This is a genomic window from Burkholderia sp. AU6039, assembly GCF_002223365.1.
Taxonomy (GTDB): domain Bacteria; phylum Pseudomonadota; class Gammaproteobacteria; order Burkholderiales; family Burkholderiaceae; genus Burkholderia.
In genome coordinates this window covers 1-22,728 of record NZ_NKFK01000001.1, presented here as the reverse complement: position 1 = coordinate 22,728, position 22,728 = coordinate 1, and the positions used below count along the sequence as shown (strand labels likewise).

Genomic DNA, 22,728 nt, shown 5'->3' with positions numbered 1-22,728 from the left:
GGAGCGCAACAGGATGGCGCACAGCCTGCGCGGACGGCTGCTGTGGTGGCTGCTGCTGCCGCTCGCGGTGTTCGTGCTGATCGCCGGCGCGATGTCGTACGACACCGCGCGGACCACGGCCGCGCTCGTGCAGGACAGCGCGCTCGTCGCGTCCGCGCGCACGATCGGCGAGGACGTCGAATGGCGCAACGGGCTGCCGGTCGCCGACGTGCCGCCGGCCGCGCTGGAGATCTTCGAATCGCCGTCGCGCGATTCGGTGTTCTACAAGGTGATCGACGGCCACGACCGCCTGCTCGCGGGCACGCCGGCGCTCGACGTGCCCGCGCGGCACGGCGTCGAGCCGACGCTGTACGACACGTCGCTCGACGGCGTGCCGTTGCGCGCGGTGGCCTACGATCGCCAGCTGTACGACGAGGGGCAGATCGAGACGGTGACGGTGGTCGTCGCGAAGACGACGCGTTCGCACGGCGCGATGGTCGCGACGATCTGGCGGCCGCAGCTGGTGCGCTTGTCGCTGATGCTGGTGCTCGCGATGGGGCTCGTGTACCTCGGCCTCACCTTCGAGATGCGGCCGCTGATGAAGCTGAAGGACGACGTGGCCGACCGCGGCCCGATGGAGCTGGAGCCGATCCGCCCCGAGCGGCTGCAGCACGAGCTGCGGCCGATCGTCGACGCGATCAACCAGTGCATCGCGCGGCTGAACACGCATACGGCCACGCAGCGCCGTTTCATCGCGGATGCCGCGCATCAGCTGCGCACGCCGATCGCGGTGCTCGACACGCAGATCCAGTACGCGCAGCAGCGCGGCAACGACGATCGTGAACTCGCGTCGGTGCTCGACAGCATGCAGCGCAGCAGCCGCAAGATGGCTGACGTGACCGACAAGCTGCTGCTGCTCGCGCATGCGGAAGCGACGCCGTCGACGTTGCTGACCCATCGCGTCGATCTCGCGGCCGTGGTGTCGAGCGTGCTGGAAGAGACGATCGTGCTCGCGCAGCAGCGCAATATCGATCTCGGCGCCGATCTCGGCGAACGGCTCGACGTCGCCGGCAGCGACAGCCTGCTGACCGCGCTGGTGATGAACCTCGTCGACAACGCGGTGCGCTACACGCAGCCGGGCGGCTGCGTGACGGTCTGCGGCCGCCGCGACGGCGACGCGATCGTGCTCGACGTCGTCGACAACGGCCCCGGCATCCCGGCCGAAGCGCGGCCGCACGTGTTCAAGCGGTTCTACCGCGTGTCGGCCGACACCGAAGGCTCGGGCCTCGGGCTCGCGATCGTCCGCGAGATCGCGCAGGCGCACGGCGGCAGCGTGTCGCTCGCGCCGGGGGCCGGCAATCGCGGTATCGTCGTGACTGTACGGCTGCCCGCCTACGACTGAAGAGAACGCCGTCATGAAACTCCTGCTGGTCGAAGACAACGCCGAACTCGCGCACTGGATCGTGAACCTGCTGCGCGGCGAGGATTTCGCGGTCGATTCCGTCGGCGACGGCGAGCGCGCCGACACGGTGCTGAAAACCGAACGCTACGACGCGGTGCTGCTCGACATGCGCCTGCCCGGCATCAGCGGCAAGGAGGTGCTTGCGCGGTTGCGGCGCCGCAACGACAACGTGCCGGTGCTGATGCTGACCGCCCACGGCTCGGTGGACGACAAGGTCGACTGCTTCGGCGCGGGCGCCGACGACTACGTCGTGAAGCCGTTCGAATCGCGCGAGCTGGTTGCGCGGATTCGCGCGCTGATCCGCCGGCAGGCCGGCGTCGGCACGACGCAGCTCGTGTGCGGCGATCTCGTCTACGCATTCGGCACGCGCGAATTCCGCTGCGGAGACACGGTGCTCGCGCTGCGCCGCCGCGAGCACGCGATCCTCGAAACGCTGATGCTGCAGCAGAACAAGACGGTGTCGAAGGCGCGCCTGATGGACAGCGTGTTCGCGCTCGACGACGAACCGAGCGCCGACGCGATCGACATCTACATCCACCGGCTGCGCAAGCATCTCGCGGGCAGCACGGCCGAGATCATCACGCTGCGCGGGCTCGGTTACATCCTGCGCATGAAGAGCACGCAGGACTGACAGGTCCCATTGCGAGCCCTGAATACCGATTCGTAGCACGAAACGTCATCGATGCATGCCGGCGCCCCCGGCTTGCCGGCTTCCGCGTGCCTGCCCGATCCGTGATGGTTGCGCGTTCGGTGTTTTCACCGATCCGATTCTTGTGCCCGGGAAAGCGTCGTGAAGGATTGCCCCCTCTACGATGCTATGCGTCGGCCCTCTCGCTGTGGCCGGCAAGAGTCGGCATACATTGCGTACTGCCAACGACCAGATTCCAATGCGGCAGCTCGGAGGAGACGATCTTGAAACGAAAAACCCTTGCCCTTTCCATCGCGGCGGCTGGCCTGTGCGCCGGCACCCAGGCGCATGCGCAATCGAGCGTGCAGCTCTACGGCCTGATGGACCTGAGCTTTCCGACCTACCGGACCCACGCCGACGCGAACGGCAAACACGTGATCGGCATGGGCAACGAAGGCGAACCGTGGTTCAGCGGCAGCCGCTGGGGCCTGCGCGGCGCTGAAGACATCGGCGGCGGCACGAAGATCATCTTCCGCCTCGAAAGCGAATTCGTCGTCGCGAACGGCCAGATGGAAGACGAAGGCCAGATCTTCGACCGCGACGCGTGGGTGGGCGTCGAGGACGAGCGCTTCGGCAAGCTGACGGCCGGCTTCCAGAACACGATCGCCCGCGATGCGGCCACGATCTACGGCGATGCGTACGGTTCCTCGAAGCTGACGACCGAGGAAGGCGGCTGGACCAACTCGAACAACTTCAAGCAGATGATCTTCTACGCGGCCGGCCCGACCGGCACGCGCTACAACAACGGCGTCGCGTGGAAGAAGCTGTTCAGCAACGGCATCTTCGCGAGCGCCGGCTACCAGTTCAGCAACTCGACCTCGTTCGCGACCGGCTCCGCGTATCAGGCCGCGCTCGGCTACAACGGCGGGCCGTTCAACGTGTCGGGCTTCTACAACCACGTGAACCACAACGGCTTCCGTAACCAGACGTTCTCGGTCGGCGGCAACTACACGTTCGACATCGTGCGCCTGAATGCCGGCTACTTCCGCTACAACGGCGACCAGGGCCCGCTCGGCCAGCGTCACGACGATTCGTGGACGGTGTCGATGAAGATCGCGCCGAAGGGCGCGCTCGACTACGAGCTCGGCTACCAGCAGATGCGCATCAAGAACGCCGCGAACAACGCGGACGGCTTCACGCCGAACGCCAACCTCGGCGCGTTCAGCCTGACCAACGGCGTCGCCAACGGCTTCAAGGAGACGATCTACGGGTCGGTGTTCTACCACCTGAGCAAGCGCACCGAGGTGTACCTGGCCGGCGACTACATGAAGCTGCATGGCGGCTACACGGTGTCGTCGACGTTCGGCGCGAAGAACCAGCTCGAACTGACGTCGGGCATCCGCACGCGCTTCTGACCTGAAACGGGGCCAGACGGGCCCCGCCGCACCTCCGTCCGGGATTCTCCATGCGGGCACGCCGGCGCCTGGCGCCGACCGTGCCCTTTTTTTCGTCCTTTCCGGTGCGCCCCGCGGACGCCCGCCAGGCGCCCGCCCGTCGGCCATGCGACAACCGGCCCGAAGCCGCTGGCGGCCCGTCCGGCGGGCAATCGCGGCCGATGCCCGCACGCTCGCCCCACATCGGCGCTTGACCTCGGCCGGGTGACTCGATAGCGTTTCGGGTTTGCCCGGGCGGCCGTTGCCGCCGGGGCCGTGAGTGCGCCCGATGTCCTGGCGCGCGCGGCCGGGCTCCGATGGAAAAGACGATGCAGAAACTCGATGCGGCCAGCCCGCAGGCGATGTCGACGGATTTCACCGCCGACAACGTCGCGCGCCTGAAGGCGCTGTTCCCCGAACTCGTGACCGAAGGCCCGGACGGCGCGTCGGTCGACGTCGACGTGCTGAAGGCGCTAGTCGGCGACCGCACGGTCGGCGACGCCGACGAGCGCTACGGCTTCCACTGGCACGGCAAGCGCAGCGCGCGCCAGGCCGCGCTCACGCCGTCGACGGGCACGCTGCGGCCCTGCCCCGACGACAGCGTCGCGTGGGACGACACGCGCCATCTCGTGATCGAGGGCGACAACCTCGACGTGATGAAGCTGCTGCACAAGAGCTACGCGGGCAAGGTGAAGCTCGTCTACATCGACCCGCCGTACAACACCGGCAGCGATTTCGTCTATCCGGACGACTTCAGCGACAGCATCCGCCACTACCTGGCGATGACCGGGCAGACCCAGGGCGGCGCGAAGCGCAGCACCAACACCGAGGCGAACGGCCGGTTCCACACCGACTGGCTGAACATGATGTATCCGCGCCTGAAGCTCGCGCACGCGCTGCTGTCCGACGAAGGGCTGATCGCCGTGCACATCGACGAGCATGAAGTGCATGCGCTGGTGCTGATGCTGCGCGAGATCTTCGGCGAGGAGAACGAGCTCGGCGTGGCCGTGTGGGACAAGCGCAACCCGAAGGGCGACGCGCGCGGCGTCGCGTACCAGCACGAATCGCTGGTGCTGTTCGCGCGCAACGCGGAGACGCTGCTCGAACAGGCGCCGCTCAAGCGCCCGAAACGCAATGCGCAGCGCATGCTCGACGCCGCGCACGACGCCGTCTACCGCAGCGGCAACCCGAAGGATGCGCAGAAGGCGTACCGCGCATGGATGAAGGCGCAGACCAACCTGTCCGGCGGCGAGGTGATGTACGACCGGCTGTCGCCGGAAGGCCGCGTGTACCGCCTCGTGTCGATGGCCTGGCCGAACAAGAAGAAGGCGCCGGACGAGTATTTCACGCCGCTGATCCACCCGGTCACCGGCAAGCCGTGCGCGATGCCGGCGCGCGGCTGGCGCAACCCGCCCGCGACGATGCAGGCGCTGATCGAGCGCGGCCAGATCGAATTCGGCGCGGATGAAACCACGCAGCCGCAGCGGATCTACTACCTCGACGAGAACATGTACGAGAACGTGCCGTCGGTGCTGCCGTTCGCCGGCTCCGACGACGCGCTGCTGAAGACGCTCGGCATCCCGTTCGACCTGCCCAAGCCAGTCGATTTCGCGGCGGCCGTGATCGGCTGGTGCACGCGCGGCGACGACATCGTGCTCGACTGCTTCGCCGGTTCCGGCTCGACCGGCCACGCGGTGATGCAGGTGAACGCGACCGACGGCGGCGCGCGCCGCTACATCCTCGTGCAGCTGCCCGAGGCGCTCGACCGCCGCGACAAGACGCAGACGGCGGCCGCCGACTTCTGCGCGAAGCTGAAAAAGCCGCTGACGCTCGCCGAAATCACGAAGGAACGCCTGCGCCGCGCCGCGCAGCAGGTCGCGCGCGACTATCCGGAAAGCTATGGCGACCTCGGCTTTCGCGTGTACCAGCTCGACACGACCAACGTGATCGAGTGGGACCCGCGCCGCGACGACTTCGACCACGCGCTCTTCGCGTCCGTCGAGCACGTGAAGACCGGCCGCACCGAGGACGACCTGCTCGCCGAGCTGACGCTGAAGCTCGGCCTCGACCTGTGCACGCCGGTCGAGCATCACCAGGTGGCGGGCAAGACCGTGCACCTGATCGGCCGCGCGATCGTCGCGTGCTTCGATGCGCGCATTTCGCGCGACGACGCGGGGCCGCTGGCCGACGGCATCGTCGACCTGCTCGATGCGACCGGCACGACGCACGACGTCACGTGCCTGTTCCGCGACAGCGGCTTCGTCGACGACGTCGCGAAGCTCAATCTCGCCGCGCTGCTCGAACAGCACGGCGTGAAGCGCGTGCGGAGCCTGTGATGCGGCTGCATTTCGAAGCGGATCTCGACTACCAGCGCGAGGCGATCGACGCCGTCTGCGACCTGTTTCGCGGCCAGGAATCGTATCGTGGCGACTTCAGCGTGCTCGCGAACGCCGCGCCCGGCACGACGGCCGCCGCGCAAGGCTCGCTCGGCTTCGCGGTGTCGGAGCAAGGCGTCGGCAACCGGCTGTCGCTGACCGACGACGCGCTCGCGCGCAACCTCGCCGACGTGCAGCTGCGCGGCGGGCTGCCGCCGTCCGGCCTGCCCGGCTCGCGCGACTTCACCGTCGAGATGGAAACCGGCACCGGCAAGACCTACGTGTACCTGCGCACGATCTTCGAGCTGAACCGCCGCTACGGCTTCACGAAGTTCGTGATCGTCGTGCCGTCGATCGCGATCAAGGAAGGCGTGCACAAGACGCTCTCGATCACCGAGGATCACTTCCGCGCGCTGTACGCGGGCGTGCCGTACGACTACTTCCTGTACGACTCCGCGAAGCTCGGCCAGGTGCGCCACTTCGCGGCGAGCGCGGCGATCCAGATCATGGTGATGACGGTGGCCGCGATCAACAAGAAGGAAATCAACAACCTCTACAAGGACAGCGAGAAGACCGGCGGCGAGAAGCCGATCGACCTGATCCGCGCGACGCGGCCGATCGTGATCGTCGACGAGCCGCAAAGCGTCGACGGCGGGCTCGAAGGCCGCGGCCGCGAAGCGCTCGCCGCGATGGCGCCGCTCTGCACGCTGCGCTATTCGGCCACGCACGTCGACCGCCACCACATGGTGTACCGGCTCGACGCGGTCGACGCGTACGAGCGCAAGCTGGTCAAGCAGATCGAGATCGCGTCGGCGATCGTCGAGGATGCGCACAACAAGCCGTACGTGCGGCTCGTCGGCGTGTCGAACCGGCGCGGCGCGATCAGCGCGCGCATCGAGCTCGACGTCGCGACGACGGCCGGCGTGAAACGCCAGATCGTGTCGGCCACCGACGGCGACGATCTCGAACGCCTGACCAAGCGCGCGCTGTACGCGGGGCTGCGGATCGGCGAAGTCCATGCGGTGAAGGGCGCCGAATACGTCGAGCTGCGCCATCCGGAAGGCGAGGCGTTCCTGTCGCTGGGCGAGGCGTTCGGCGACATCGACACGCTCGCCGTGCAGCGCGAGATGATCCGCCGCACGATCCGCGAGCATCTGGACAAGGAACTGCGCCTCGCCGAACGCGGCGTGAAGGTGCTGTCGCTGTTCTTCGTCGATTCGGTCGAACGCTATCGCCGCTACGACGAGAACGGCATGCCCGCGAAGGGCGACTACGCGCTGATCTTCGAAGAGGAATATGCGCGTGCGGCGCGCGTGCCGGCCTATCGCGCACTGTTCGACGGCGTCGACGTGGCGCTCGAAGTCGGGCGCGCGCACAACGGCTACTTCTCGATCGACCGCAAGGGCGGCTGGACCGACACGAGCGAAAGCAGCGCGGCGGCGCGCGAGAACGCGGAACGCGCGTACGGCCTGATCATGCGCGAGAAGGAGGCGCTGCTGTCGTTCGACACGCCGCTGAAGTTCATCTTCTCGCACTCGGCGCTGAAGGAAGGCTGGGACAACCCGAACGTGTTCCAGATCTGCACGCTGCGCGACATCCAGACCGAACGCGAGCGCCGCCAGACGCTCGGCCGCGGGCTGCGCCTCGCCGTCGACCAGGACGGCGAGCGCGTGCGCGATCCGGGCGTGAACACGCTCACCGTGATCGCGACCGAGCGCTACGAGTCGTTCGCGGAGAACCTGCAGAAGGAAATCGAGGCCGACACGGGCATCCGTTTCGGGATCGTCGAGGAACACCAGTTCGCGGCGCTGCCCGTGCAGGAAGGCGACGGGCCCGCGCATGCGCTCGGCGTCGAGCTGTCGCGCGTGCTGTGGAACCACCTGCACGAGCAAGGCTACGTCGACGCGCAGGGCAAGGTGCTCGACCGGCTGAAGGATGCGCTGCGCCAGAGCGCGCTGGTGCTGCCGGAGGCGTTCGAGATGCTGCGCGCGCCGATCGTCGCGACGCTGCGCAAGCTGTCGGGCCGCTTTGCGGTGCGCAACGCGGACGAGCGCCGTGCGATCGCGCTGCGGCGCGATGCGTCGGGCAAGGCCGTCGTGTTCGGCGAGGATTTCCGCGCGTTGTGGGACCGCATCCGCCATCGCACCGTGTACCGCGTCGAGTTCGACAACGCGAAGCTCGTGCGTGACTGCGCGGCCGCGCTGCACGACGCGCCGGACATCGCCCGCGCACGACTGCAGTGGCGCAAGGCCGAGATCGACATCGGCAAGGCCGGCATCGAGGCGATCGAGGTGGCCGGCGCCGGCACGGTGCTGCTCGACGAAGGCGAGCTGCCGCTGCCCGACCTGCTCACCGAACTGCAGGACCGCACGCAGCTCACGCGCCGTTCGCTCGCGACGATCCTGGCCGACAGCGGCCGGCTCGAGGATTTCCGCGTGAATCCGCAGCAGTTCATCGCGGTCGCGGCCGATGCGATCAACCGCTGCAAGCGGCTCGCGCTCGTCGCGGGCATCGCGTACCACAAGCTCGGCGAGCGTCATGTGCATGCGCTCGAATCGTTCGAGAGCGAGGCGCTGACCGGCTATCTGCGCAACCTGCGGCCCGATGCGCAGAAGTCGATCCACGAAGCGGTCGTGTGCGAGACGGACGCGGAGCGCGCGTTTGCCGATGCGCTCGAGGCGCACGACGGCGTGAAGCTGTATGCAAAGCTGCCTGCATGGTTCCGCGTGCAGACGCCGCTCGGCAGCTATCACCCGGACTGGGCCGTGCTCGCGGAACAGGACGGCGGCGAACGGCTGTACTTCGTCGTCGATACGCCGAATGCGGACGGCCACGTGCCGAGCGAGCACGAGCGGGCGAAGCTCGCGTGCGGTGAAGCGCATTTCCGGGCGCTGGTGGACGGTGACGGCGCGGCGCGCTTCATGCGCGTCAGGCAGGCGGACGCGTTGTTTGAACCTGCAGTGCCCCTGGCGAGCGCCGGGCGCTGAAACGAAGGGCGGCGATGAGCCGCCCTTTTTTATCGGCTTTCTCGACGCGGCCCGGCGCGCTCGCCATGCGCGCGCCTTGCGCCGATTTCCGGTCTGTTACCCGCGTGTAAGCGATCCGTATTGGCGCCCGTCGGCGGCGCGGTTACGGCTGGTTGCAAATCGGGTCGGCACGATGTTTTCGCGCGACAGCCGCGTTGCATTCTCGCCATGAAAAAAGGGCGCCGAAGCGCCCTTCCGTCACGATTGCGCGCCGCGCCTAAAGCGTGCGGCCCAATGCGTGGTGATGTGAATGATGCGTGGACGTCGACGCGTGCGTCGTGTGGCCATGTGCATGTGCGTGCGTGTGACCGCGGCCCGGCTGCGCGCCGGCGCGATCGGCGATCGTGTCGGAGCGGTCGGCCGCGCGCGACAGGCCCTTGTCGCGGTCGCCCGCGTGCATGCCGTTCGAGTTGCTCAGCGCGTGGCCGCTCATGTGGCCGGCGGACATGCCGCCTGCATTGCCGCCCAGGCCACCTGCACCGTGACCTCCGCCGCCGCCACCACCACCGTTTCCACCGCCATTGCCGCCGGCTGCGGCATACGCGGACACCGTGCCGAGCGCGAGCAGCGCGGCCGTCAGTACGGACAGATATCGTTGCTGTTTCATCTTGTGCTCCCTGGAGCGCGTTCGTGTGACTGCATTCTATGAATGCGCAGGATTCGCGCCACGCGACGTTGTAAATGATCATAACGAGGCGCGCGGCGCGCATTCGTCAGATCAATCCGGATCGTGTTTGAGCGGGGAACGAGGCAGGCGGGCGCGGCGCCGCAGCGCCGCCCCGGTGACGATGATGCTTACTGCGCCGGCTGCATGCCCTGCGCGGCGGCTTTGTGCTGCGCGGCCTCTTCTTGCGCGTGCTTCTTCGCCATGTGGTGGCCGACGATACAACCGCCAACCGCGCCGACGACCGCGTGGTGCCCCGCATAGTGGCCGGCCACACCGCCGACCACCGCGCCCTTCATGCAGCCCGCCGCGTGCGCGCTGCCGATGGTGGCAAGCGCAACGACGGCCGCGGTGGCATACAGCCTGATGTGTCGAATGGGCGTCATGTTTTCATTCTCCTCGTGTGGAGATCAAGTCGGGCCGCTTCGCTCAATCCCAACGGCCGCCACGCCAGCCGCCGCGATCGCGCCACTCGTGCTCGCGCCATTCACGGCGGCGCCACTCGTGTTCGCGCCATTCGCGCTGACGCCAGCCGTCGCCACGCCAACCGTCGTCGCGATAGCCGACCGGCGCGTACATGACGGGCGGAGGCGGCGCCACGTAGACGGGCGCCGGCGCCACATAGGTGGGTACACCGATGCCGACCGACAGGTCGACGTGGGCCGATGCGACGCCCGAAGCTGCCAGCGCCGCTACACCGAGAACTGCACCGAGAATGAGTTTCTTGTTCATCTCGCAACTCCCTGCACGTGTCGTGCGTCATGTGAATACGGTTCGGAGTCTAGGCACCGGACACAGACACAGGTGAAACGGGTATGCGAGACAGGTAACGGACGTTTACGGGTTCCCGCAAAGCCTTGCGGGACAAGGAAGAGGCCGCATTCCAAACACCGTTGCAGCGGGGCATCGGACCGGTAAAAACGGGATTTTCGGCACGAAACCGGGGGATCGGCACGCGCCGGCGAGTATTGGAAAACACCGAAAGCGAACCGCCCGCACCGCACGCGAGCGGTTCGCAAGCACGCGCATCACGCGCGGATATCGTCGACGCTGCGCAGCCAGTGCACGCTGAACAGGTTGTCCGCGTCGGTCCACACGGTATCGGGCGCGAATCCTGCGCGGCGCGCGATCGCATGGAAGCCGTCGATCGTGAACTTGTGCGAATTCTCCGTGTGGATGCGTTCACTGGCCTCGAAGCGGAACGCGTGGCCGCGTACATGCACGGTCTGCGCGACGTCGCTGACGAGATGCATCTCGATGCGCTGCCGCACGCTGTCGTAGAACGCGCAATGCGAGAACGCGTCGACGTTGAAATCCGCACCGAGCTCGGTGTTCGCGCGCACCAGCAGGTTCAGGTTGAACTGCGCGGTCACGCCCTGCGCATCGTTGTACGCGTCGTGCAGCGTGCGCTCGTCCTTCACGAGATCCGCGCCCACCAGCAAGCCGCCGCCACGCAGCAGCCGCGCGGCGTCGCGCAGGAACGCATCGGCTTCGTCCGGCGCGAAGTTGCCGATCGTCGAACCGGGAAAGAAGCCGATGCGCCGCGCCGGTGTCGCGGTCAGCTCGGCCAGTTGCTCGGCCTTCGTGTAGTCGGCCGCGATCGGTGCGACGTCGAGCCACGGATACGCGGCACGCAGCCGCGCGGCGGCATCGTGCAGGTAGTCGGCCGAGATGTCGACCGGCACGTAGCGCGCCGGCGCGTTCGCATAGTTGCCCGCGAACGCGTCGAGCAGCACGCGGATCTTCTCGAGCGAGCCCGCGCCGAATTCGACGAGTTCCGCATGCGGGCCGACACGCCGCACGATCTCGGCCGCGCGATCGCGCAGGATGCCGAGCTCGGTGCGGGTCGGGTAGTACTCGGGCAACTCGCAGATGCGATCGAACAACGTGGAGCCGGCCGCATCGTAGAAGTATTTCGGCGGAATGCTGCGCGGCGTACGCGACAGTCCGTCGATCAGGTCGCGCTCGAACGCGCTCGGCCGCGAATCGCGGGCGGGTTGCTGGCCACCGCTCGTGGCCGTCTGGTCAGACGTCTCGCGCAAGTCGCACTCCCGTGAATTGCCAGCGCGCGGCCGGCGGAAAGAAATTGCGGTACGTCGGCCGTTCGTGCCCGGGCGGCGTCGCGATGCTGCTGCCGCGCAGGACCTGCTGGCCGACCATGAACTTGCCGTTGTATTCGGCCGCTACCCCGACGAGCGGCCGAAAGCCCGGGTACGGCTCGTAGGACGAGCGCGTCCATTGCCACACGTGCCCGAGCATCTGCCGGATGCCTTCGGCGGGGAGCGCGGCTTCCCATTCGAATTCGGTCGGCAGGCGGGCGCCCGCCCATTCCGCATACGCGGCCGCTTCGTAGAAGCTCACGTGGCACACCGGCGCGTCGGGGGCGAGCGGCTCGACGCCGTGCAGGCCGAACGTGCGCCGTACGCGCGTGGCGGCCGCATCGTCGTCGTCGGGCATCCAGTACGCGGGCCCTTGCCACCCTTCCCGCTGCACGGTGGCCCAGCCGTCCGACAGCCAGAACTCGGGGCGCGTATAGCCGCCGTCGGCGACGAACGCCGCGAATTCCGCATTCGTCACCAGGCGGCTCGCGATCTCGTACGGCCGCACGAACGCCGTATGGCGCGGCCGTTCGTTGTCGAACGAGAACGCCTCGCCGTCGTGGCCGATCTCGACGAGCCCGCCCGGCTGATGCAGCCAGTGCTGCGCGCCGGCGTCGCCCGCGGCCATCGCGCCCGCGTCCGTCCCGTTGCGCGGCCGGAACGCCGGCTTCAGCGGGTTGCACGAGAACGCGTGCAGCATGTCGGTGACGATCAGCTCCTGATGCTGCTGCTCGTGATGGAGCCCGAGCTCGACCTCGGGCGCGATCGTCTCGAGCAGCGCCGCGTCGGCGCCGGCCAGCGCGCGCAGCATCGCGTCGTCGACGTATTGCCGGTACGCATGCACCTCGTCGAGCGACGGGCGCGTGAGCAGCCCGCGTTGCGGCCGCGGATGGCGCGGGCCGAGCGCTTCGTAATAGGAATTGAAGAGGAACTGGAATGCCGCGTTGAACGGCGCGTAGCCGGGCACGCGTCGCATCAGCACGACGGTTTCGAAGAACCAGGCCGTATGCGCGAGGTGCCATTTCGTCGGGCTGGCGTCGGGCATCGACTGCACGGCCTGATCCTCGGCGGACAACGTCGCGGTCAACGCGACGCTATGGGCGCGCACGTCCTGGTAACGGCGCTGAAGCTGTGATGCAAGGAGGCTCATCGGTTTACCGTCCACGTCGCGATTCGCTGCGTTGCGTGTTGCCGGAAAAAGGAAAGCCTTGCGCGTGATGCGCGCGGCTGACGTGCGACCTGCTGCTGCGTCGTCGGGCAGCCGGCGCGCGCGCCGGGCCGCGGATGCGGCGTCACTTCATCTGCCCGTGCAGAACAGTATGGGCCAGAAATGTGAATGTTGCTGACCGAGATGCGGATGAAACGGCAGATAAATGTAAATGAAAGCAACCGATCAGTTGCCAATTGCTGACATCAGCGCGTATCGAGGGGCGTGCCGAAGTGCATGCGTCGGCCGTTGTGATCGACGCACGCCGCGGGCGTTCGCGCGGCCGTGATCGTCTCCCTGACGCGAATGCGGAATCGTCTGACCAGCACGGACGCGCGAAGCATGCTCGCCGCGTTTATCGCATTCGACGAGCACCCTGCCCGCCCTTCCCCCGCGGCCTTCCGCGCCGATCCGCTCACCGGCTTCGAAAAAAATTTTGCGTCGATGTCACACACGCGGGGGGCTCGCTCGTCATATCACCGGAACCCACACCAAAGGAGAAGGACCATGACTGCGAAACTCAACCCGTTTGCCGCCGCACCCGCGCTGATGAAGCACTGGATGACCGTCTCGGTCGCCGCCGCGCAGAGCCTCGAGCCGACGCTGGTCGAGCTGGTCAAGATCCGCGCATCGCAGATCAACGCATGCGCGAACTGCATTAACATGCACGCGGCCGAAGCCCGCGAGCAAGGCGAGACCGAGCAGCGCATCTACCTGCTGTCCGCGTGGCGCGAAGCGCCCTGCTACACCGACCGCGAACGCGCGGCGCTCGGCTGGACCGACGCGCTCACGCGGCTGTCGGAGGGCCACGCGGCGCACGAAGCGGCCTACGCGGCGCTGAACGACCACTTCAGCCAGGAGGAACAGGTGAAACTCACGCTGATGATCAACGTGATCAACGGCTGGAACCGGCTCGCGGTCGGCTTCGGGCTGTGGATCGAACCGGCCGATGCAAAGGCCGCCGCCGCGAAGATGGTGGCCTGATGCCGAACCTCGACCCGGCCAACGGCAGCGCCGAAGCACGGGCCGATGCGGCGGCGAGCTTCGACCCGCTGCGTCGCACGCTGATCCGCGTCGCGTACCGGATGCTCGGTTCCGTCGCGGATGCCGAGGACATGGTGCAGGAGGCGTTCATCCGCTGGATGGACGTCGACCGCGCCGAGGTACGCGTGCCTGAAGCGTTCCTGCGCCGCATGGTGATGCGCATGTGCCTCGACCAGCTGAAGTCCGCGCGGCACCAGCGCGAGACCTATGTCGGCCCGTGGCTGCCCGAGCCGGTCGTCGAGGAAGACGAACAGGAAGACGTCACGCTGCCGCTGCTGCTCGCGCTCGAACGGCTCTCGCCGCTCGAACGTGCAGCGTTCCTGCTGCACGACGTGTTCGGCCTCGAGTTCGACGAAGTGGCCACGACGATCCAGCGTGACCCGGCCGCGTGCCGGCAGCTCGCTGCGCGGGCCCGCACGCATGTGCGCGAGGCGCGACCGCGCTTCCATGTCGAGAAGCAGCGCGGGATCGAATTGGCGGAGGCGTTTTTTGCGGCGTCACGCAGCGGCGACATGCGCGCGCTCGGCGCGATGCTCGCCGAGGACGTGAGCCTGCACGCGGATGGCGGCGGCAAGCGCCCGGCCGCGGGCATCCCGGTGCTCGGCTTCGAGCGCGTGATGAAGGTGCACGAGTACCTGGCCAGGCTGTTCGCCACGCATGCGTCGAAGCTCGTGCGTACGGGGTTCATCAACGGGCTGCCGGGTTTCGTTACGCAGGAAGCGGACGGCGAGCTGCAGACCACGGCGCTCGAGATCGAGGACGGGAAAATCGTCGCGATCTATGTCGTGCGGAATCCTGACAAGTTGAAGCATCTGCATTGAGTGCGGCGGGATCATGCGTCAGGTGCCGTGCGCATGCGCGGCCGCGATGCGGCCTCTTTCTTCGCCCTGCCGCCCTGCCGCCCTGCTTTACCGGCTGCCGGCCGCCGGCTCCTGCGATCAATACGTCCCGGCCACGAGGTAGATCAGGAAGCCCAGCAACGGCGTCGCGATCGCGAAACCGGCTGCCGCGAGCCAGTTCGTGCCGCCCTGCGCTTCCAGCAGCGCGAGCAATGATTCGCGGGACGTCGCGCTCGGGCGCAGTTTTTCGATCTGGCGTTCGACGTGCGTCCTGTAGAGGCTGTTCCCGCACCAGCCGAGCGTGACCGCGATCCCGATGGTGACCGGGTCGAACGTGGTCGATTCGAAGTAACGCGGGAAGTACAGCAGCTCGACCAGCGTGATCGCGAGCGTCGCGCCAAGGACGGCCGCCGCCTGCCAGTACATGCATCGATACGCCATCCACACCGGGCCGAGGAAACAGGCGGCCCAGTTCCACGACTGCCGGTTCTTTCGCGACGCGGCGATCTCCCACTTCCTTTCGAACCAGGCGGCTTTCTTGCCGACGTAAGCGGCGATCTCGTCGTTGCTCGCGGATGACGTGGCGGTCGTGACGTCGGACATGGTCGTGTGCTCTCAGTCGCGCGGATCGCGCGTCGTTGTTTTGATGTGTGGGAGATCGGACAACGGTCGGAACCGCCGCGTCGATACGCACACGATTCTACGCGCGGCGAAGTGGCCGTTGTATGGCGGATCGAGGTGTCGACGAGGAAGCATGCGATGCCGTGGATCGCGCAACGCATCGGGGCGACATGCGTTGTTTCGGCCGGAAAAAGAAAAACGCCACGCGATGTTGCCGCGTGGCGTTTGTATGTTGGCGAGCCGCATTGCCTGTAGGCAAGTTGTGCTGCCAGACCCCTTCATTTGTTCGTTGGTAGGCTCGATTGGATTCGAACCAACGACCCCCACCATGTCAAGGTGGTGCTCTAACCAACTGAGCTACGAGCCTAAGAAGCCGCGAATTATAGAGAGGGTTTTTGAGGAGCACAACCCCTTTCGTGAAAATTTTTTGAATCGGCGTGCGCGGAGGCCGACGATCGATGTTGCGTGGCGATGCCGGGAACGTTGGCTTCACCTGTTCGCATCACAGCAAAACGCGTCGATGCGCTGTGGTGTTATCCACATTGCCCTTTGGATAACCCTCCGGCAAGCCTCTGGATTCACAGTGGAACGATTGAGGATATGTCGCCGCGGCTGTGAATCGACGAAAAGTTGTTCTGTGCTGCCGGGAGCTGTTCACGTCGCGCACCCAGGGTTATGCATTCTGCTTCCCGTCGAGAATTCATGGGGTTAGGGACGTTATCCACTGTGAGGCACAGGGTTTGTTAACTATCACTACGTATGTATACGAACTCTGTTAACACCTTTGGATAAGCACAGTCCGTCGACTGTGATCCGCGCAGGATATGCACTGCGTGCAGTTATCGGATAAACGAAACGGCAAGCTGTGAGGACATCGGACGATGCGCGAGCCGCTGTATCTGTAGAATCGCCGGCATTCAGGATCCGAAGGCCTGGCGCACAGGCTCACGACAGATGAGTGATTCTTCGTTGGCCCGGCTAGACGCACTCGAGATCGATGCCGTCGTACGCCGGTTGCAACAACACCCGTGCGACATCGTGTTCGAGCAACGCGTGTCGATCCCGGAGGCCGATGTCCTGTGTTGCCGCTACAAGGGCAAATGATTCAACGTGAATCCAGGGGATGATGACGACCGACACGATGGAACCGAAGCAAAACTTGGGCAACGCGAGCGCTGCCCGCAACCGGAGCGGGTAATGGGCCCCATTCACTGCGGTCGCCACGGACGCGATAACGGGATCACGACATCGAAGGGCATTGCCGCGCGCATCCGGCAGCGCGGGCAGTTCTTGTCCGGCGAGCTCGTGAAGGTTTCGCTCGATCGTCCGAAATACAGCCGGGAAATGTGGATGCTGCGTGCTGAACTTGCCGAGCACGAGGTCGATGCGACCTTCATCGACAACGTTGCGCACGTGAAGGCGTTTCCAAAAATTGCGGCGCTGGAGCGCTTGCGCGCGCATCTGTGTTCGGCATGCCTGGACGAGCTGCTAGTACGCTCCGGCGAAGCGCCCTATAAACCGACGACGAGAGAGCAGGCGTTCGACACGTCGGTCGTCGCGGCGAATGCGAAGTGGTCGCGCGGCGACGCGCGCTGCGAGTTGCACGGCTTGATCCGACCGACGCGAACCTCACCGGATATCGAGGCCGCTATCTTGTCGATCGACGTGATCCGCGATTGTCACGTCGTGCGGGTGACCAATGCCAGCGTGGAGCATGGGGCCACGCATTGGTTTGACGAAGCGTTCTTGCGCAAGGTGCTCGGGCCGGACATCGACATCGTTGAATCGACGTTTCGCATCGATGATCGGGCCACGTTCGTGCAGATGTGGGACGCCGGTGAGCTCGTGTGTCCGGTGTGCCTGCGAGAGGTGCTGGAACGTAGCGGTCTGCGCAAGGACGACACGCGGACGTGAACGCAACGGAGCAATCGTGATGGGCATGATCGCGCAGTACGACATCGGCCCTAACCCGTGATATCCGGAGAACACCATGAGCAAGCTAAATTTCGGTGTGGTCGATCGTTGTTCCGTCCGGCTCAATACCGCGACGTTGCTCGGCCTGAAGTCCGCCTATGAGGATTTTGCGAAGACCCGTCAGGACCTGCGCAACTTCGAGATCTGCATCGAGGATGAAAGTGCCGCCAAGGTCGATCCGAAGCCCGAGGACGCCGTCATCAGCGTGACGTTCTCGGCGAAGATGCCGCCGGGCATGCGCGGGCTCGGTAACGCGAGTCCGCTCGGGACCTCGATGAAGTACGTCGTTTCTCCGGAAACCGGCGAGATTCTCAGGGTTTATCTGACCAAGTGACTTCGGAGGTGGTGAAGGTCGTCAGCCTTCACGTGTGGACAACTGCGGCACAAACGATGCGAAACGCTGTGCCGACACAAGGTGAGCGTTTGCCCGGATCACAAGCTGGGCGCGGATCTCGGCGAATGTTGGCCTCGACAAGCCGATCAGAATGTTCGAGCACGCGACTGGACGGAGAGAAGCAAGCGCTGAGAATGGGGGGTATGCGGAACGTGCATCGGGTTTCGTGCGCTTGTCCACAGCGCGTATGTGGACAACTCGCATACCCAACAGTCGAATCGCTGTGCATCGAACAGGTGAGCACCATGCATTCGACCATGCGAATCAGCCCGAACGTCTTGTCTGACAGGGATTGTCCGGAATAGCGCAGGCGATGTGGAGCGTGCTCGCGCGATCCGTCATGATGGAATGCCTTGTGGATATCGAGCAACCAAGGCACTCGAAATCCTGTGCATTCAACGGGTGAGGGTACGCGAATTCGGCGAGGATGTTCGCGTTATCTCAGGGGTCGTGGATATCGCACTTTCATACCACTCGACTCCACGATTCGCAGTGCGGTTCAGGCACCGACTCGGCGAGCGTCGCGAGAGAAGGCGGCATATGCCAGGACAAAGTCGCCCAGCGAGGATGACCGTTCGCTATGCTGCCCGTGACACCGCACCGATTCCCGCCGATACACATGAGCGCAACTGCATGGACCATTCTCAAAGCCATTCTGAGCATCCCCATTGCCTTTGGGCTCGCTTATCCCCTTGTCCATCCCTCCGAAGACGGGGGCGTTCTCGGCGAAATAGCAGTGCTTGGAACAATCGGCAGCATCGTCGTCATCGCGGTATTCCTGGCGCTGGTCTATGCCTACGCGAGCGACCTCAGGACGACCCTGAAATCGGTCAACCGAGGATCGCGTGCGGCCGAACCCAACAGCGTCTGGCTGATGTTCCTCTTGCCCTACAACTTCATCGAGGACTTCTTCATTATTTCCAACGTTGCGAAGTCCCTGGAAGCGGAGTCGCGTATCAATCCGGCTCTGTCGGGGTTGCGCTCGTTCGGCCGGATCAGCGGCATCGGGTGGTGTCTTGCCCAGGTTCTTTCGTTGATACCCAATACCATTGGCTCGATCGCTGGCGGCGTCGCGGTTTTCCTCTGGGTTTGGCACTGGGTGTTCGTGCGCCGGACGAACAAGATGCTTGCCGGCAGCCAGGTCTCGGTGACGACGCTATCTGGACGGACAGAATCGTAGCCCGCCTTGGAAGCCAGATCGCTTACCCGTGATCGATGTGGATATCCCGTTCCACGGCGACTCGAAACCCTGTGATTCCAAAGGTGAGGGCGCGGGCGTGGCGCGATGTGCATAACAGCCAGGGAAAGTCACTCGAAACGCTGTGCAGGTGAATGGTGAGCGGGCGCCCGTTCAAGCCCGCCGGACCGCCCCACTGAAGGCGCTGGCAGCCACCACCAACCGCCAGCCGGGCGCGCATCCTGCCACTTCAAGTCTGCTGGTCGAGCGCCTGCACGACCGCTTTCTCCGCGAGACTCCCGGCCGGCCCGACCACCGCATAGTTGAGCCCGTTCACCGATCCATATCGCGCGAGCAACGCACCATCCACGCGTTGCCCGGCCGGCAGCAGCCGATGTTTCGATTCCGCCGGCCGCATATAGAAGCTCAGCGTCCTTCCGGCTGCATCCTCATAGAGCACCATCGCAGCCGTGGCGCCGCTGTCCGTCGTGAACAACCGCCCGCCGACCGGCCTGAACCCCGCCGCGCTCAAATCCGGCAGCTTCGCCGAAGCCCCCACGCGCCGGGTGAGCCACCCCTGCAAATCTCCCGCACCGGTCGGCCGGTAATCCACCTTGGCCGTTTGATCGACCACCATCATCCGGTAAGCCTCGACCGCATCGCTCATCGGCGCGATGGGCGGCGGCGCGTTCCATCCGCGCGCCTGCCACCCGCCGAACGTCCCCAGCCCGACGCAGAACACGAACGAAGCCGCCATCGCGAACCGCATCCGCGTGCGTTCCACGCGCCGACCACGAATCGCCGCCGGATCCAGCGCGGGGTTGTCCGCCGGCATCCGCACGCTTTCCAGCGCGGCCCGCAACCGCTGCGCATCCTGCTGCCATTGCTTCACCTGTTCCGCACGTTCAGGATGCAGCGCGAGATAGCGCTCGACCGCGGCGCGCGCATCGTCGTCGAGCTGGCCGTCGACGTAGGCCTGGAGGTCGTGTTCGTTCGGAGGCGTGTTCATTTCTTCATCAACCGGAGAGAAGGAGCGGGAAGCTCGCCGTCGCTGAGCTGGCGCAGCGCCTGGCGCGCGCGGGAGAGCCGCGACATCACGGTGCCGATCGGCACGTCGAGCAGGTCGGCGACTTCCTGATAGGTGAAGCCCTCGACCGCGACGAGCAGCAGCAGGCTGCGCTGCTCGTCGGAGAGCCGGCCGAATGCTTCGAGCGTCGCGCGCGCCGCGAATTCGCGTTCGGCGGACGGCCAGTGCGCTTCGTCGTCGTCGCGGATGCGCCCAAGCAGCCACGCGTAGCGCTTCGCACTGCGCTTGCCGTCGAGAAACTGCCTATAAAGGATCGTGAAGAGCCAGCTGCGCAGCGACGCGTCGTCGCGGCGGCTCGACCAGCGCGACAGCGCGCGCTCGAGTGTCGACTGGACGAGATCGTCGGCTGCGTGGACGTCACGCGCGAGCCAGAGCGCGAAGCGTCGCAGCCTGGGGATGAGTTCGCGCAGTGCTTCGTCGTCGAGGGCGGTGGAGGGCATGGCCGGGCCGGTTGCCGAATGGGTCGAGATGCCACGTAGGACGCCGGACGACGCCGCTTATTCCACCAGCATACGAAAAAACTTTTCGTGGAATAAAGCGGCGTGGGCGGCGTCCTACGCGGGTTCGACAATGACCTGATGGTCGGGAGTCTATATATGGAGCGATCTTCTTCCTCTTCTTCGCCGCGGCGCGAGCCCGGGCGCGGGTGGTGGCGCTGGGCCGCGATCGGCGGCGCGGTGGCCGGCGTGGCCGTGGCGTTCGGGTATGTCGGGGGCTGGCTCGCGCCGGCGCGTCTGACCCCGCACCGGATCGTCGACGCGTTGCAGACGGCCGGCGGCGGCATTCACCCGGGCTTCCGGCGCAATCACGCGAAGGGCGTGTGCGTGACCGGTTACTTCGAAGGCAACGGTGCGGCGAGCGTGTATTCGGTCGCGCCGTTCTTCAAGGCGGTGCGCACGCCGGTAGTCGGGCGGTTCGCGTTGCCGGGCGGGAATCCGTATGCACCCGACAGCAGCGTGCCGATCCGCAGCCTCGCGCTGAGGCTCACCGCGCCGGACGGCGAGCAATGGCGCACCGGGATGAACGCGATGCCCGTGTTTCCGGTGGCGACGCCGCAGGCGTTCTACGCGCAATTGATGGCGACCCGGCCCGATCCGAAGTCGGGCAAGCCCGACCCGGCGAAGGTGAAGGCGTTTTTTGGCGCGCATCCGGAGACGGCCGCGTTCCTGCAGTGGATCAAAGGTGCGAAGCCGAGCGCGAGTTACGTCACCGAGAGCTATTACGGGTTGAACGCGTTCTACTTCGTCGACGCGGCGGGCAAGCGCCAGGCGGTGCGATGGCGCGTCGTGCCGGAGCAGACGGCCGGCGCCGGCGACGTCGCGACGGCGGCGGACCCGAACGTGTTGCAGCAGGACGTGACGCAGCGGATCGCGGCCGGTCCGCAGAAGTGGAAGCTGCTGGTCACGCTGGCGGAGCCTGGCGACCCGGTGGACGATGCGACGAAGGTCTGGCCCGCGCAGCGCACGACGATCGATGCGGGCACGCTCGTGCTCGACCACGTGGAGGCGCAGGACAGCGGGCCGTGCCGCGACGTGAATTACGACCCGACGGTGCTGCCGCAGGGGATTCAGGTGTCGGGAGATCCGTTGCTGCCGGCGCGGTCGGCGGCTTACGCGGATTCGTATCTGCGCAGGACGAGTGAAGAGGCCGGGGTAGCGGGCGTGGCGCGATTGAGTGGGGAGGGACGGTGATGAAGGCTTCGACGACGTTTGGCTTGCCGGCGCGGGTGCTGCATTGGGTGATGGCCGCGATGATCATCGCGATGCTGTTCATCGGGGTGGGGATGGTGGCGTCTGTCTCTGAGCGGCATGCGCTTCTGGTGGCGATCCACAAGCCTCTGGGTATTGCCGTGCTCGTGCTGGTTTGCGTGCGGATCGTGGTGCGGATTCTGTCGAAGCCGCCGGCATTGCCCGAGGATCTGCCGTGGTGGCAGAAGGTTGCCGCGCACGGGTCGCATCTCGTGCTGTATGCGCTGATGCTTGCGATGCCGCTGATCGGATGGGCGATGCTGTCGGCGGGCGGATATCCGGTGACGCTGGGCGGCGGTGTGCAGCTGCCGGCGATCGTGGCGGCGGATCCGGTGACGTTTGCCTGGCTCCGGGTCGCGCACCGTGTGCTGGCCTATCTGTTCTTCGCGACGTTCCTCGCGCACTTTGCTGCTGCGCTGTATCACGGGCTGATTCGGCGGGACGGCGTGGTGAGGGCGATGGTGGGGCGGTGAGCGACGGCGGTTAGGCTCGATGCGGCGGGGCGGTTCACGGGCAACCGGGGCTGCTTCTGCCGTGTCGCATATATATGACCATTGGAGAGGTTCAGCGACCCCCGGCACCCCATGTCAAAATAATTTCACAAAAGGGGTTGCGAAGACTGAGACGGGTGCTTAGAATCACGCCTCTTTCGCGCTAACGGAAACGCAGCGCGGGGGAAAGAAGGGAAGCGGTGCTGTTGATGTCGGTTTTAAAGACTCCAGCGCAAATGGAATTAAACCGCAGTCGTCGCAACGAAGTAGTTAAAAAAGTTGTTGACGGATTTAAAAAAACGGTTGATAATCTCGCTTCTCTGCTGCTGAAAACGCAGCGCTGCTGAGAAACGCGAAGTTCCTCGCAGAATGCTCTTTAAAAATTAACAGCCGATAAGTGTGGGCGCTTGATGAAAGCGAGCTGATCCTCGGATCAGATAGCGAAAGTATCAAGAGTCTCACACTAAAGTAAGTCAGGTT

The 22,728-nt window shown here is 65.8% G+C and carries 22 protein-coding genes and 1 tRNA gene; 14 read left to right on the top strand and 9 right to left on the bottom strand.

The features are described from left to right. Positions 1-13 precede the first annotated feature (13 nt). The 5 genes from CFB39_RS00105 to CFB39_RS00085 all read left to right on the top strand — a co-directional run bounded on the left by CFB39_RS00105 (position 14) and on the right by CFB39_RS00085 (position 8,864). Entirely contained in the window at positions 14-1,381 is a 1,368-nt protein-coding gene (locus tag CFB39_RS00105; protein WP_089471993.1) for a sensor histidine kinase, read from the top strand. A 13-nt stretch (positions 1,382-1,394) separates the two neighbouring features. Further along, entirely contained in the window at positions 1,395-2,072 is a 678-nt protein-coding gene (locus CFB39_RS00100) for a response regulator (RefSeq protein WP_089471851.1), read from the top strand. 281 nt (positions 2,073-2,353) lie between these two features. Further along, on the top strand, positions 2,354-3,484 hold the full coding sequence (locus CFB39_RS00095) for a porin (RefSeq protein ID WP_089424113.1): 1,131 nt from the start codon (positions 2,354-2,356) through the stop codon (positions 3,482-3,484). A gap of 335 nt (positions 3,485-3,819) precedes the next feature. Continuing rightward, on the top strand, positions 3,820-5,838 hold the full coding sequence (locus CFB39_RS00090; RefSeq protein ID WP_089471850.1) for a site-specific DNA-methyltransferase: 2,019 nt from the start codon (positions 3,820-3,822) through the stop codon (positions 5,836-5,838). Beyond that, positions 5,838-8,864: a type III restriction-modification system endonuclease gene (locus tag CFB39_RS00085; protein WP_089471849.1), complete on the top strand. Its 3,027-nt coding sequence runs from the start codon at positions 5,838-5,840 to the stop codon at positions 8,862-8,864. The genes CFB39_RS00090 and CFB39_RS00085 overlap by 1 nt, the downstream gene beginning before the upstream one ends. Before the next feature lie 256 nt (positions 8,865-9,120). On the opposite strand, the gene CFB39_RS00080 is transcribed toward CFB39_RS00085, so the two are convergent. The 5 genes from CFB39_RS00080 to egtB all read right to left on the bottom strand — a co-directional run bounded on the left by CFB39_RS00080 (position 9,121) and on the right by egtB (position 12,816). After that, a complete protein-coding gene (locus CFB39_RS00080) occupies positions 9,121-9,510 on the bottom strand; it encodes a hypothetical protein (RefSeq protein WP_089471848.1) in 390 nt (129 codons plus the stop codon). A 188-nt stretch (positions 9,511-9,698) separates the two neighbouring features. Continuing rightward, positions 9,699-9,953 carry a hypothetical protein gene (locus CFB39_RS00075; protein WP_089471847.1) on the bottom strand — a complete coding sequence of 85 codons (255 nt, stop codon included), beginning with the start codon at positions 9,951-9,953 and terminating at the stop codon, positions 9,699-9,701. Positions 9,954-9,996: 43 nt separating this feature from the next. Next, positions 9,997-10,299: a hypothetical protein gene (locus tag CFB39_RS00070; RefSeq protein WP_089471846.1), complete on the bottom strand. Its 303-nt coding sequence runs from the start codon at positions 10,297-10,299 to the stop codon at positions 9,997-9,999. Positions 10,300-10,595: 296 nt separating this feature from the next. Beyond that, positions 10,596-11,609 (bottom strand): L-histidine N(alpha)-methyltransferase, encoded by a 1,014-nt coding sequence (egtD, locus tag CFB39_RS00065; protein WP_089471845.1) that lies wholly within the window; start codon positions 11,607-11,609, stop codon positions 10,596-10,598. Continuing rightward, the gene (gene egtB, locus CFB39_RS00060) at positions 11,593-12,816 is read right to left on the bottom strand and encodes an ergothioneine biosynthesis protein EgtB (protein ID WP_089471844.1); all 1,224 of its coding nucleotides are present in this window, start codon (positions 12,814-12,816) and stop codon (positions 11,593-11,595) included. The genes egtD and egtB overlap by 17 nt, the downstream gene beginning before the upstream one ends. Before the next feature lie 564 nt (positions 12,817-13,380). On the opposite strand from egtB, the gene CFB39_RS00055 reads away from it, so the two are divergent. Continuing rightward, on the top strand, positions 13,381-13,857 hold the full coding sequence (locus CFB39_RS00055) for a carboxymuconolactone decarboxylase family protein (protein WP_089471843.1): 477 nt from the start codon (positions 13,381-13,383) through the stop codon (positions 13,855-13,857). Continuing rightward, a complete protein-coding gene (locus tag CFB39_RS00050; protein WP_089471842.1) occupies positions 13,857-14,738 on the top strand; it encodes a sigma-70 family RNA polymerase sigma factor in 882 nt (293 codons plus the stop codon). Before CFB39_RS00055 ends, CFB39_RS00050 begins: the two co-directional genes overlap by 1 nt. A gap of 117 nt (positions 14,739-14,855) precedes the next feature. On the opposite strand, the gene CFB39_RS00045 is transcribed toward CFB39_RS00050, so the two are convergent. Together CFB39_RS00045 and CFB39_RS00040 are read right to left on the bottom strand one after the other, a co-directional pair. Further along, entirely contained in the window at positions 14,856-15,359 is a 504-nt protein-coding gene (locus tag CFB39_RS00045; RefSeq protein ID WP_089471841.1) for a DUF2628 domain-containing protein, read from the bottom strand. Positions 15,360-15,667: 308 nt separating this feature from the next. Next, positions 15,668-15,744 (bottom strand) — tRNA-Val (locus CFB39_RS00040). A gap of 587 nt (positions 15,745-16,331) precedes the next feature. Between CFB39_RS00040 and CFB39_RS40085 the strand changes: the two genes are divergently transcribed. From CFB39_RS40085 to CFB39_RS00025, 4 genes are all read left to right on the top strand, one after another. Further along, on the top strand, positions 16,332-16,481 hold the full coding sequence (locus tag CFB39_RS40085; protein ID WP_179257629.1) for a hypothetical protein: 150 nt from the start codon (positions 16,332-16,334) through the stop codon (positions 16,479-16,481). Between the two features lie 93 nt (positions 16,482-16,574). Next, the gene (locus tag CFB39_RS00035) at positions 16,575-17,291 is read left to right on the top strand and encodes a hypothetical protein (protein ID WP_089471840.1); all 717 of its coding nucleotides are present in this window, start codon (positions 16,575-16,577) and stop codon (positions 17,289-17,291) included. A gap of 76 nt (positions 17,292-17,367) precedes the next feature. Continuing rightward, a complete protein-coding gene (locus CFB39_RS00030; protein ID WP_089471839.1) occupies positions 17,368-17,685 on the top strand; it encodes a hypothetical protein in 318 nt (105 codons plus the stop codon). Between the two features lie 679 nt (positions 17,686-18,364). Beyond that, positions 18,365-18,925, top strand: a complete 561-nt coding sequence (locus tag CFB39_RS00025; protein WP_256991341.1) for a hypothetical protein — start codon at positions 18,365-18,367, stop codon at positions 18,923-18,925. A 247-nt stretch (positions 18,926-19,172) separates the two neighbouring features. Here the strand turns inward: CFB39_RS00025 and CFB39_RS00020 are convergent, their stop codons facing one another. Together CFB39_RS00020 and CFB39_RS00015 are read right to left on the bottom strand one after the other, a co-directional pair. Next, on the bottom strand, positions 19,173-19,931 hold the full coding sequence (locus CFB39_RS00020; RefSeq protein WP_089471837.1) for an anti-sigma factor: 759 nt from the start codon (positions 19,929-19,931) through the stop codon (positions 19,173-19,175). Then, entirely contained in the window at positions 19,928-20,449 is a 522-nt protein-coding gene (locus CFB39_RS00015; RefSeq protein ID WP_089424099.1) for a sigma-70 family RNA polymerase sigma factor, read from the bottom strand. Before CFB39_RS00015 ends, CFB39_RS00020 begins: the two co-directional genes overlap by 4 nt. 156 nt (positions 20,450-20,605) lie before the next feature. Between CFB39_RS00015 and CFB39_RS00010 the strand changes: the two genes are divergently transcribed. From CFB39_RS00010 to CFB39_RS40080, 3 genes are all read left to right on the top strand, one after another. Then, positions 20,606-21,700 carry a catalase family peroxidase gene (locus CFB39_RS00010; RefSeq protein ID WP_089471836.1) on the top strand — a complete coding sequence of 365 codons (1,095 nt, stop codon included), beginning with the start codon at positions 20,606-20,608 and terminating at the stop codon, positions 21,698-21,700. Next, entirely contained in the window at positions 21,700-22,230 is a 531-nt protein-coding gene (locus CFB39_RS00005; protein ID WP_179257630.1) for a cytochrome b, read from the top strand. The genes CFB39_RS00010 and CFB39_RS00005 overlap by 1 nt, the downstream gene beginning before the upstream one ends. 218 nt (positions 22,231-22,448) lie before the next feature. Beyond that, positions 22,449-22,595 carry a hypothetical protein gene (locus CFB39_RS40080; protein WP_157687156.1) on the top strand — a complete coding sequence of 49 codons (147 nt, stop codon included), beginning with the start codon at positions 22,449-22,451 and terminating at the stop codon, positions 22,593-22,595. The last annotated feature ends 133 nt before the right edge of the window (positions 22,596-22,728 follow it).